The sequence below is a fragment of the Aquimarina sp. AWH4_224 genome (assembly GCF_056160245.1).
Genome location: NZ_JBSWWU010000022.1, coordinates 24,355 through 35,206, shown reverse-complemented (window position 1 = coordinate 35,206; position 10,852 = coordinate 24,355). Strand labels below are relative to the sequence as shown.

General features: G+C 35.7%; 12 protein-coding genes and 2 tRNA genes. 8 read left to right on the top strand and 6 right to left on the bottom strand.

From position 1 onward, the window contains the following. The first annotated feature begins 230 nt into the window (after positions 1-230). Positions 231-812 carry a hypothetical protein gene (locus ACXAGJ_RS24055; RefSeq protein ID WP_474843643.1) on the top strand — a complete coding sequence of 194 codons (582 nt, stop codon included), beginning with the start codon at positions 231-233 and terminating at the stop codon, positions 810-812. Positions 813-848: 36 nt separating this feature from the next. On the opposite strand, the gene ACXAGJ_RS24050 is transcribed toward ACXAGJ_RS24055, so the two are convergent. Continuing rightward, a tRNA-Ser gene (locus ACXAGJ_RS24050) sits at positions 849-933 on the bottom strand. A 172-nt stretch (positions 934-1,105) separates the two neighbouring features. Between ACXAGJ_RS24050 and ACXAGJ_RS24045 the strand changes: the two genes are divergently transcribed. Both ACXAGJ_RS24045 and ACXAGJ_RS24040 read left to right on the top strand, forming a co-directional pair. Then, the gene (locus ACXAGJ_RS24045) at positions 1,106-2,170 is read left to right on the top strand and encodes a M28 family metallopeptidase (protein ID WP_474843641.1); all 1,065 of its coding nucleotides are present in this window, start codon (positions 1,106-1,108) and stop codon (positions 2,168-2,170) included. 245 nt (positions 2,171-2,415) lie between these two features. After that, positions 2,416-2,574, top strand: a complete 159-nt coding sequence (locus ACXAGJ_RS24040) for a hypothetical protein (protein WP_474843639.1) — start codon at positions 2,416-2,418, stop codon at positions 2,572-2,574. A gap of 136 nt (positions 2,575-2,710) precedes the next feature. Here the strand turns inward: ACXAGJ_RS24040 and ACXAGJ_RS24035 are convergent. The 4 genes from ACXAGJ_RS24035 to ACXAGJ_RS24020 form a co-directional block, all read right to left on the bottom strand. After that, positions 2,711-2,786 (bottom strand) — tRNA-His (locus tag ACXAGJ_RS24035). A gap of 59 nt (positions 2,787-2,845) precedes the next feature. Then, positions 2,846-3,562: a bacillithiol biosynthesis deacetylase BshB1 gene (bshB1, locus tag ACXAGJ_RS24030; protein ID WP_474843644.1), complete on the bottom strand. Its 717-nt coding sequence runs from the start codon at positions 3,560-3,562 to the stop codon at positions 2,846-2,848. A gap of 3 nt (positions 3,563-3,565) precedes the next feature. Further along, a complete protein-coding gene (locus tag ACXAGJ_RS24025) occupies positions 3,566-4,735 on the bottom strand; it encodes a trans-sulfuration enzyme family protein (protein ID WP_474843637.1) in 1,170 nt (389 codons plus the stop codon). Between the two features lie 113 nt (positions 4,736-4,848). Continuing rightward, on the bottom strand, positions 4,849-7,044 hold the full coding sequence (locus ACXAGJ_RS24020; RefSeq protein WP_084549340.1) for a response regulator: 2,196 nt from the start codon (positions 7,042-7,044) through the stop codon (positions 4,849-4,851). Between the two features lie 320 nt (positions 7,045-7,364). On the opposite strand from ACXAGJ_RS24020, the gene ACXAGJ_RS24015 reads away from it, so the two are divergent. From ACXAGJ_RS24015 to ACXAGJ_RS23995, 5 genes are all read left to right on the top strand, one after another. Continuing rightward, on the top strand, positions 7,365-8,003 hold the full coding sequence (locus ACXAGJ_RS24015; protein ID WP_474843635.1) for a peroxiredoxin: 639 nt from the start codon (positions 7,365-7,367) through the stop codon (positions 8,001-8,003). Between the two features lie 64 nt (positions 8,004-8,067). Further along, on the top strand, positions 8,068-8,382 hold the full coding sequence (locus ACXAGJ_RS24010) for a thioredoxin family protein (RefSeq protein WP_474843633.1): 315 nt from the start codon (positions 8,068-8,070) through the stop codon (positions 8,380-8,382). Further along, positions 8,363-8,620: a DUF6952 family protein gene (locus ACXAGJ_RS24005; RefSeq protein ID WP_473286352.1), complete on the top strand. Its 258-nt coding sequence runs from the start codon at positions 8,363-8,365 to the stop codon at positions 8,618-8,620. The genes ACXAGJ_RS24010 and ACXAGJ_RS24005 overlap by 20 nt, the downstream gene beginning before the upstream one ends. Positions 8,621-8,731: 111 nt before the next feature. After that, the gene (tpx, locus tag ACXAGJ_RS24000; protein ID WP_474843631.1) at positions 8,732-9,241 is read left to right on the top strand and encodes a thiol peroxidase; all 510 of its coding nucleotides are present in this window, start codon (positions 8,732-8,734) and stop codon (positions 9,239-9,241) included. Beyond that, entirely contained in the window at positions 9,238-9,606 is a 369-nt protein-coding gene (locus ACXAGJ_RS23995; RefSeq protein WP_474843629.1) for a diacylglycerol kinase, read from the top strand. Before tpx ends, ACXAGJ_RS23995 begins: the two co-directional genes overlap by 4 nt. Before the next feature lie 59 nt (positions 9,607-9,665). Here ACXAGJ_RS23995 and ACXAGJ_RS23990 read toward each other — a convergent pair whose 3' ends face one another. Further along, positions 9,666-10,799 (bottom strand): hypothetical protein, encoded by a 1,134-nt coding sequence (locus ACXAGJ_RS23990; RefSeq protein WP_474843628.1) that lies wholly within the window; start codon positions 10,797-10,799, stop codon positions 9,666-9,668. Between the last annotated feature and the right edge of the window lie 53 nt (positions 10,800-10,852).

Sequence of the window (10,852 nt, the reverse complement as noted above, 5' to 3'; positions counted from 1 at the left end):
TCTTGCCTTGCATACTTAAAGATAACATACCAATCCAAAATCAATAACAAATCTATCTTACATTTTTGTTAACTTGTGCAACAGGCACAATGGCTATAAACAATTGCTACTACAGGTTTATGCTGAAAATTACGCAGGAATTTTCAGCTTGTCGTGTATTTGCAAAAGTCCGTACCAACCTACGGAACTGTTCATAGCTGAAACCGTTATAACTAATTAAAATATAAAAAATGAAAAGGACAATATTTTTAGTATTTATGATTCCATTTCTAATTGCGTCAACGGGATTTATGCAATCCAAAGACCAACCGATTAAATTTCATAAAATAGAAATAACAGCTTCATCTATTAATTTGGTAAAATTCAATATAGCTGATACATCAAACACTGCATTTGTGCAGGAAACAATTGACGGTCATGGGCGGACTAAGGAATTAAAATTCTATAATTCAAGACACCAATTGACATACACAGGATCTGGGTTTTATGGAGGACCGATAATTCGATATAATTATTCTAATAATACAATTGTAGAAACTTTTTATAGTGATGAAAATCAAATAGCGAACGACTTTAAAACTTCAGAAGTACCTTACCGATTTATATATCACCTGGATGATGCTAAAAACATCAAGTCAATTGAGAAGAAATATATAATGGAATTTGAATGGACTCAAGAAAGCTTGGATGAAACAGTGAAACATTTGGAAGTATACAAAAAGTATGCTTATGAAGGATCTGAACTGACAGATGTATTTGGATATAATTATGCAGTGGGTAAATTAAATGGAATAAGTCCTAAGAAAAAATAAAACCCCTGTTAATACAGGGGTTTTTGTCGTGTTTCGCGGAGAAAGAGGGATTCGAACCCCCGGAGGTGTGACCCTCGCCGGTTTTCAAGACCGGTGCATTCGACCACTCTGCCATTTCTCCAGTGTTTGGTCTCATCAGGTATTCCCTGATTGCGGGTGCAAATATAAAACCTTTTTTAATTCTAAAAAGAATATTTTTAAAATAATTTTAAAGGTTTTTACACTCCATAACCTATTGTTGAAAAGATATCCTCCGAATTAAGTATCTTGTACCCTCAAAATTAAAGAATTGCATGAAAAACACATTAATCCTACTGGGATCCATTATTGTTTTCTGTTGTGGAACCTCACAAAAATCTGTTACAACAGAACCACAAACAGAAAGTATTTTAGAAAGTAAGAAGGAAGTAGCGGTAAAATACGCAAAAACAATCACAGCTAAAGATCTTAAGAAGCATCTATATACTTTCGCTGGCGATGATTTTGAAGGACGGGATACCGGAGAGCCAGGACAAAAAAAGGCAGCAGCCTATCTAAAAGAGCAGTACCAAAAAATGGGGATTCCTTCTCCTATGGGTGGGGATGATTATTTTCAGGAAATCCCCAAAAGTTATTTTAGAGGAAATATCAATGCTTCAGAAAATGTATTGGCTTTTATCGAGGGTACCGAAAAACCCGATGAGATTATCGTGTTATCCGCCCATTATGACCATGTAGGAGTGGATTATGATGGTAATATATATAACGGAGCCGATGATGATGGTTCGGGTACGGTAAGCGTTTTAGAAATGGCAGAAGCCTTTATGAAAGCCAAAAAAGATGGAGTAGGACCAAAACGTTCCATTCTATTTTTACATGTAACTGGCGAAGAAAAAGGGTTATATGGGTCTAGTTACTACACAGAAAATCCAATATTTCCTTTAGAAAATACCATAGCTGATCTCAATATAGATATGATTGGTAGAATTGACAAAGCCCATGATACCGAAGATAAAAGAAATTATATCTATCTAATCGGTAGTGATCGCCTGAGTTTAGAATTACATAATATCAGTGAAGCAATAAACAAAGAATATACACAACTGGATTTGGATTATACCTACAATAGAAAGAATGATCCCAATCGTTTTTTTTACAGAAGTGATCATTTCAACTTTGCGAAACATAGCATCCCTATCATCTTTTATTTTAACGGGGTGCATGATGATTATCATCAACCCTCAGATACTCCAGACAAAATTGAGTATGATTTGTTGGCTAAACGCGCACAATTGGTATTTTATACTGCCTGGGAGATTGCGAATCGCTCAGAACGCATTTATGCAGATGTGCTCAAAAAGAAAAAAGAGCAGAAGTAATATTATAAGCTTAGCGTAGCTCATTTTGACAAAATCTTTTGAAAAAATTTGGAATAACTACGGTAAAACCGTAATATTGCATAGTCAAAATGCAGAAATTGGGGGAATTACCCTTAACGTAAGCACAGTATAAATAATTGGTGTAGCCCTAACTGCACCTTTTTTTTGTGCCCAATGGGGAGCTCTTCTCTTCAAAAGATTTACGAATAGATTTTAGTATCTTTAAGCATGTCAAAATAAATAGTATGCTTAATCTCACACAATTTAGATCTTTATCCAAAAAAGAACAGACAACTATCAATGGAGGAACATTACCTGAGAACAAAGACCTCAATGCAGGTGATTGTAGTGACTTTATTGCATTAAACGCAATGCCAGAACCAGGTCGTTATTGCAAGTCATAGTTTACTTTCTTTGTATATCAAATAATGATACGCATAAGTTTTTGTAGGGTTTATGCGTACCCTTTGTTTTTTTAAGCAATAAGATCGTTGTACCCATAAACGACAAAACCCCGCTATAAGCGAGGTTTTTAAAGGCGGGTGGAAGATCGGTCTCGAACCGACGACCTCCTGAACCACAATCAGGCGCTCTAACCAACTGAGCTACAACCACCATTTAATTTTGGTTTGCAAAAATAAAGTATTTCTGTATTTATGCAAACATTTTTTTCAATTAAATTAAGTCAAAAATGGAATCTACTGCTACAGAGCGTTCTACAGTGAAGCCTTCGGCATAGGCTACCCCAATAATTCTACCTAAATCGGCAGCTCGATACTTAATACTCTCCATAAAGTTCTTACTGGAGATAGGAGTAGAAGGTTCTTTACTATTTTCGTCATAAAACTGAGAAGCATAAGCCCGCACACTTTCCATTTTTTTGTCCATATAACCGCTTACATCCACGACAAAGTCGGGCTCAATATTTTTCCATTGGATGTAGTGATACACCTGTTTTGGTCTCCACGGATCTTGTATTTTGCCATCCTCCTTAGTTTCGATCATACGTAAACCTGATAGGAAACAAGAATCACTAGCCAGTTTGCTACCTTTTGCATGATCTATATGACGATCGTCTATAGCATTACAAAGTACAATCTCTGGGCGGTATTTTCGGATCACTTTAATAATTTCTAATTGATGCTTTTCGTCATTTACAAAAAAACCATCTCTGAAGCCTAGATTTTCTCTTACGGTTACTCCCAGTGCCTCTGATGCTTTTTGCGCTTCTGCGGCTCTTATTTGGGGTGTTCCTCTGGTACCTAACTCTCCTTTGGTAAGGTCTAGTATACCTACTTTTTTTCCACGGTCAACTTCTTTGGCTATGGTACCAGAACAACTTAGCTCGATGTCGTCTGGATGTGCGCCTATGGCCAGAATATCTAATTTTATCATTTAATCTTGAAGTGCTAAAGTTTTTACTTTGTTTAGAGCTTGCGCAATGTCTTGTATTAAGTCGTTTTCTTCTTCAATACCTACACTTAGTCGTAATAGACCGTCATTTATTCCTTGGCGCTTTCTTTCTTCTTCGGAAAGTAATGCATGCGAGGTAAGTGTAGGAGAGAGGATGGTGCTTTCTACCCCGGCAAGGCTCATTGAACTTTTAATCAATGTCAACGCTTTCTGAAATTGCGTAGCATCCAAATGTGATTGTAATTCAAAGGATAACATTCCTCCAAATCCTTTCATTTGCTTTTTAGCAATTTCATGATCTGGGTGTGTTGGTAAGCCCGGATAATGCACGGCAGCGATATCTTCTTGCTCGTCTAACCAAGTAGCAAGTTTCATTGCGTTTTCGTTTTGTTGTTTTACCCGCAAACCTAAAGTTTTGATACTTCTTTCGAGCATCCAAACGGTAAAATCACTTAGGCTTCCTCCAAAGTTTTTGGCAACTTCAAAAACGCGATTCATATATTCTTCAGTAGAAATTACCGCTCCAGCCAAAATATCACTGTGTCCACCTAAATATTTTGTGGCAGAGTGGATCACAATATCAATTCCCAATTCTATAGGATTTTGATTTACTGGTGAAGCAAAGGTATTGTCAATCATGCTAACAATGCCATGGCGTTTTGCTATAGTCGCAATGGCTTTAATATCGGTTATCGTTAGCAATGGATTAGATGGAGTTTCTATATAAATTACTTTGGTATTAGCTTGAATCTTTTCTTCAAAACCAGCTGCGGTTTGTGAATCTACATACGAGAATTCAATCCCGTGCTTTTCAAATTCTTCATTCACCAGATTCGCAGTACCCCCGTACAAGGTTCTTTGCAATACGATATGATCTCCTTTTTGTAAGAATGCAAACAAAGTAGTACTAATTGCGGCCATACCGCTACCAAAAATTAAAGAGGCTTCTCCTTTTTCAAGAGCAGCGATTTTTTTACACAAAGCTTCCTGGTTTGGAGTGTTAAAATACCTTGGGTATCGTTTTACATCAACATCTTCAAAAGCGTAAGAGGTGGATAAGTAAATCGGAGAAATAGCTCCTTTAAATTGTTGGTCTTCGATTTCTCCCAGATGGGTACAAATGGTATTGAAACCTATTTCTTTTGAACTCATAGTCGTTTAGTGCTGTAATTGATTTTGCATCTAAATTAAGACATTCAAAAGAAATCGAATAGGATTTAACAGTTTAGAAAGAAATATTAGTAGGAAATGGGCGGGCTAGGGGATTAAGCCATTTTTACTTTGGAGATATTACGCATAATAGTCTGGAAGAATTGCTGTGTATCATATGGTTTGATAATCACATCATTCATTCCTACTGACATGGCCTGATTTCTGATTTCTCCCTCTTCTACAGCGGTTAGTGCAATAATAGGCATATGCGTATTGAAGGTTCTGATGACTTTGGTAGCTTCAAGACCATTCATTTCTGGCATGTTGATATCCATCAATACCAAGTCGAATTTTTCTTCTTTCAACATCTCGATTGCCGCCATACCATTGCTAGCAATATTACAAGTATATCCTTTTTTCTTCAGGATGTTTTGAGTGACGATCTGGTTGATCTTATTGTCATCTACAATCAGTACATTAAAGTTAGTCGTACCAATACTCAAAGTTTCTCCTGTTTGTAAAGAAATTTCCTGTTCTTTGATAGCTTTCTCATAAATCAAATCAAAATAGAATTCAGATCCTTTACCTTCTTGACTATTTATTTTGATCTCGCTTTTATGTAGTTGTATCAGTTTTTTTACAATGGCCAGACCTAAACCAGTACCTTCATACTCCTGATTTTCATTCTTGACTTGAGCAAAATTGTCGAAAATCGATTTTTGCTTACCCTTCGGGATACCAATTCCATCGTCTTTTACCAAGAAACGTAACAAATAACGATCATCGTATTGTTGTAAACATTTTACAGAGATCCAGATATTACCGTCTTTTGTAAACTTCAGGGCATTACCGATTAGATTGATCAGGATTTGAGATAACCGAACAGAGTCACCTAATAAGGTGCTGTTTATTTTGGAATCAATATCGATATGAACTGCATTGTTGTTACTTTTTTGCTTGGTATGTAAAGAATTTACAATTCCTTCAATAAGCGATCGGATTTCGAAGGATACTTTTTCTAGGGTAACTTCGTTAGTTTCTATTTTACTAAGCTGCAATACATCATTGATCAAAGCTAATAAATAGTCTCCAGAGAATTTTAAGGATTCCAGGTATTCGTTTTTCTTTTTTTCGGCTGGATTTTCCATCAAAAGCGAGGTCAATCCAATTACTCCATATAATGGAGTTCTAAGTTCGTGACTTACCGTAGATATGAACTGAGATTTTAAGGTAGAAACTTGCTCAGCAGTTTCCTTGGCACTAACCAGTTCTTTATTTTTCTCGATCAATACATGATTCAATCGTTTCTTTTGGATATTGTTTTTGTAAGAACTTATTAAAAATGCCAATGAGATCAGAATTAAAATAATACCAAGAATGATACTAATTCTCCATTTAATCACCTCTGATTCGCTTTCCTTTTTTTCATTTTCTGCTTTAGTTGCTCTTTCTTCTAATTGATCTACTTCATATTCTGTGATAGCTTGTCTTAGTTCTTTAAATTTCTTGTATTCTTTTCCTTTTAGAATATTCTGAAATTGTTTCTTCTGAAAAATATAGGCTTGTAAATAGTCTTCCTGAGATTTGTATAGTTCTGATTTGGTTTGATAAGCAGAAGCAAGCTCCTCGTGATAGGTAGATAAAACCTCGTCACTATTTTTTTTGTTGGTCGTTCCCTGTACGGCATAATTAATAGCCTCATTGATGAAACCTTCGGCATCTTCATATTTTCTGATGCTCAAATAATATTTACCCAGCAATCCGGTTAATTTGGTTTTTGCCAAATTAGGGGATTGATCATGAATAAGTTTTCTGGCAGGAGCTAAATACTCGTAAGCACTATCAAAATCATTTCTAGTAATATAGTAATCTCCCAAATTAAGCAAGGGAGTGGTCATTCTTATAGTATCATTAATCTTGAAAGCCAAAGAATAGGATTGCTTATAGTTTTCTACACCTCGGGCTCGGGTCAAATTATGTTTGGTATTAATTCTACCCAAGCTATTGAGTAAGTCAATTTCAAGTTCTCTACTTTTAGAACTTCTGGAAAGTATTAATGCTCTGCTATAATTGTATCTTGCTTTCGTATCATCTTCATTGATGTCATAATTCTTTGCAATGATATTGTATATCTTGGCAAGACTTTTATCATCATTATTATAAAGAGCGGTTTGTAATGCCACGGTAGCAATCTCCAAGGATTTTGTATACTCGTATTCTTCTTGTAATTGTTTCGCCTTTTCGATATAGCTTTGAATACTATCCGAAATAATAGAAGTTTGGGATTGTACTAGATGAGTGAAACCCATTAGCACTATGATGGTTATATAGTGAATATATTTTTTCAACTTTCTAATTATTCTTGGCTCGTTTCCTTGGACCAAAATACGAAAATTGATGAAACAGAGTGCAATTCACCGTAAAAAAAGTGCTATTTATCCGTAATTTTTGTAAGGAAATGTATTGTTTTGTAAGAATTTAATACATTTTGTGGTCTCGATAATGGATAATTAGAAAAAACTATTCATACATAAAAAATTAAAATAAAGGGGTATTTCTAGTCCGTTATCAAGATGTATCTTTGCGCTGTTTTAAAAAATTAATCAATTATCAATTTAAAAAATACAATATGACATTTGTAGGTAAAAAATTCCCGAGTTTAAACGTTGACGCAATGAACGATATGGGGGATACTTTTAAACTTAACGTTTTGGAAGAAGCAAAAAATAACAACAAAAAGGTGTTGCTTTTCTGGTATCCAAAAGATTTTACTTTTGTATGTCCAACAGAATTACACGCTTTTCAAGAAGCGATAGCTGAATTCGAAAAGAGAAATACAATTGTAATCGGGGCATCATGTGATACACCAGAGGTGCATTTTGCATGGTTAAATACCGCTAAAGACGACGGAGGAATTGAAGGAGTAACATATCCAATTCTTGCAGATTCTAACCGTAATCTTGCTAGTACTCTAGGAATCCTTGATATTACTAACGAAACCTATAATGAGGAAACTGGAGTAGTGACTGTAGAAGGAGATAATGTGACCTATAGAGCGACTTACCTTATCGACGAAGAAGGTACAGTATTTCATGAAGGAGTAAACCATATGCCAGTAGGAAGAAACGTTGCAGAGTTTTTAAGATTAATCGATGCCTATGCGCACGTTCAGAAAAATGGAGAGGTTTGTCCTGCAAACTGGGAAGAAGGAAAAGAAGCAATGAATGCAAATAGAGAAGGTGTAGCGTCATACTTGGCAGCTAACTAAAACAGTAACAGACGCACTCCTGGGTACACTGTGATCTAAGAGTGCGTTTTTTAAATCATATAGTATGGTTCAGGAACTAAATGAAGATAACCTTTCTCAAATTGTTGCAGGTTCTCAAACAGTAGTGGTTCAGTATTCTGCTTCATGGTGTGGTAACTGCAGAATAATGAAGCCAAAATTTAAAAAATTGGCTACAGAAAATAGCGATACTACATTTATCGTTGTAGATGCCGAAAAATATCCAAACTCGAGAAAGATGGCTACAGTAGATAACTTACCTACATTCGCTACTTTTAAAAATGGAGCTTTTGTGAATCAGGTCCAGACGAACAAATTTGAAATCTTAAAAGACCTAGTAAATGAAGTTACCAGTAATTAAACATCTTACTAGTTTTATAGAAGAAAACGATGAAGATTTTGTTGTTGAAACTATAGAAACTTTGGAAGCCTTAACAGAGGTTCCTTCATTAAAAGATGAAGAACTGGATGTAATAGGGGAACTGATATCGAATATGTATGGTGCCTTAGAGGTTGATAAAATGATCAAACAAGGTACTCCCAAAAAAGAAGCGCTCAACAATTTTATGCAGCGAGTTCTGGGGTCTATCGATACTTAATAAAGAAAAAAGTAAACCTTCCAATCGGGAGGTTTTTTATTTTATAGAAACTTTACGAAAATACGATATAATCTTTTTAATTTTAACACACAAAAAACAATCATTTATATTATGGCTACTATAACTTTACAAGGAACAGAAATACACACTATCGGTACATTACCTGAAGTAGGGCAGAAAGCTCCTGATTTTGAATTGGTAAATACAGACCTGTCTACTTCAAAATTATCAGATTATAAGGGACAAAAGGTAGTTTTAAATATCTTTCCATCTATCGATACCGGTATATGTGCTGCTTCAGTTAGAGCTTTTAATAAAGAGGCTAGCGATTTATCAAATACGAAAGTATTATGTGTTTCCAGAGATTTACCATTTGCACAGGGACGTTTTTGTGGTGCAGAAGGACTTGAAAATGTAATCAACCAATCCGATTTTAAAACCGGACAGTTTGGAAAAGACTACGGAGTTGAAATCGTTGATGGACCTATGCAAGGATTACACTCTAGAGCAGTTGTAGTTGTAGACGAAAACGGAACAATTGCCTATGCAGAACAAGTGCCAGAAATTGCACAAGAACCAAATTATGAAGCTGCAATTAATGCGCTCTCCAAAAAAAGATGAGTAAGATCACCAAGTTTATCGTAGGAAGACTAAAAGGATGTGGTTATGCATTTACCGGAGCAATGTTATTGCTTAAAACAGAACCAAGTATTCAGGTACAAGCGGGTATCGCTGTAGTTATGACCTTTTTGGGATTCTTTTTTAATATCACTTCTACCGAGTGGATGTTGCAGATTTTTGCCATAGGGCTGGTAATGAGTATCGAAGGCTTAAATACTACGATAGAAGCAGTAGCGGATTTTATTCATCCAGATTTTCATAATAAAATAGGGTTTATAAAAGATGTTGCAGCTGGGGCCGTTTTTATTGCCGCGGTAACTGCAGTGATCATTGGTTTGATCATTTATATTCCTTACATGTTTTAAAATAATTCAAAAGCCGCTTTGAAATAAACATAAGCGGCTTTTATATTCTTATAAAGGGATTATTTAATCTCTATAAATGTAGTTTTACATTTTTCTATTTTTATTTTTCCTCTTCCCAGGATGACGTAATCGTTTCGGTTGCTGCCGACAAGGCTTTTCTGCTTAATAAAGAAAGGATAACTTTCTGCTTCCATATTATTAAAATACCCTCTGGAACCTGCGATAATGGAGATTTCTTTAAAATCGCCGTAGACACCATCGTTTTGTTGCTTTTGAAGGCTCACAATGATATCTCTTCCTGTTTTATTGATAAAACCATAATTTCCAAATCCTCTGGAGCAGTCTACAGGAGCTGTTTTGGTAACGCTTCCATAATTATCAACATTAGTGAAAATATCAGAGCTTTGAACGGCTTTGGGAGTAGGATTAGGAGCAGGAACGGTTATGGGAGTAGGACTAGGAACTGGAGCGGGGACGAATTGATTTTGAGCATATCCTTGTGGTGCAGCGTAACGATTTGATGGATTTGGATTTGCATAATTATTTCCAGCATTACCATACTGGGGGTTAACGTTTTGCGGAGAAGGATTTACAGGTAAAACGTTTGCAGATTGATATTGATTTTGTCCTTGAAAGTTCTGAGTTCTCTGAGGATTCTGGAAATTTTGAGCAGGTTGGGCATTAGGATAGGTTTGGGGTTGCCGATAAGTATTTGTATTGGGATAATCTTGAGTATAAGTACCGGAGTTTGTGTTTGCTACAAATTGTTGATTTGAATTGGGAAGCGGTTGGTTTTGTACATTGTTTTGAACATTAGGGCTGTACGATTGTTGATCCCAGGCATTAGCCCGAGCAGCAACACCTTGATTCACAGCAGGCTGTGTATTAGTATATTGTTGCCGGGTTGGGGTCACACTTTGATTAGAAATTCTATTGGTGTAATTCTGATTAGGAATTGGAGTAGTGGTTGGTTCGTTGGTTGCGGGTAATTTTTTTACACTTTTTAGGTCATTAGCCCTGAAGGTAAAATTGTAACCATCCTGAGTTTGTATGGACACGTTACTGTTGTAGTTAAACTCGGTAATCTTACCGATAATGACACTTCCATTTTTTAAAGTAATGACGTCATTGGTGTTTTGAGTCCAACAGAATGAAGAAATTAATAGCGCAAAGGATAAAAGTAAATTTTTCATAACATTTTTTTTAAGCATTTAGATTTAATGTGAATACAACGCAGTATAGCCGT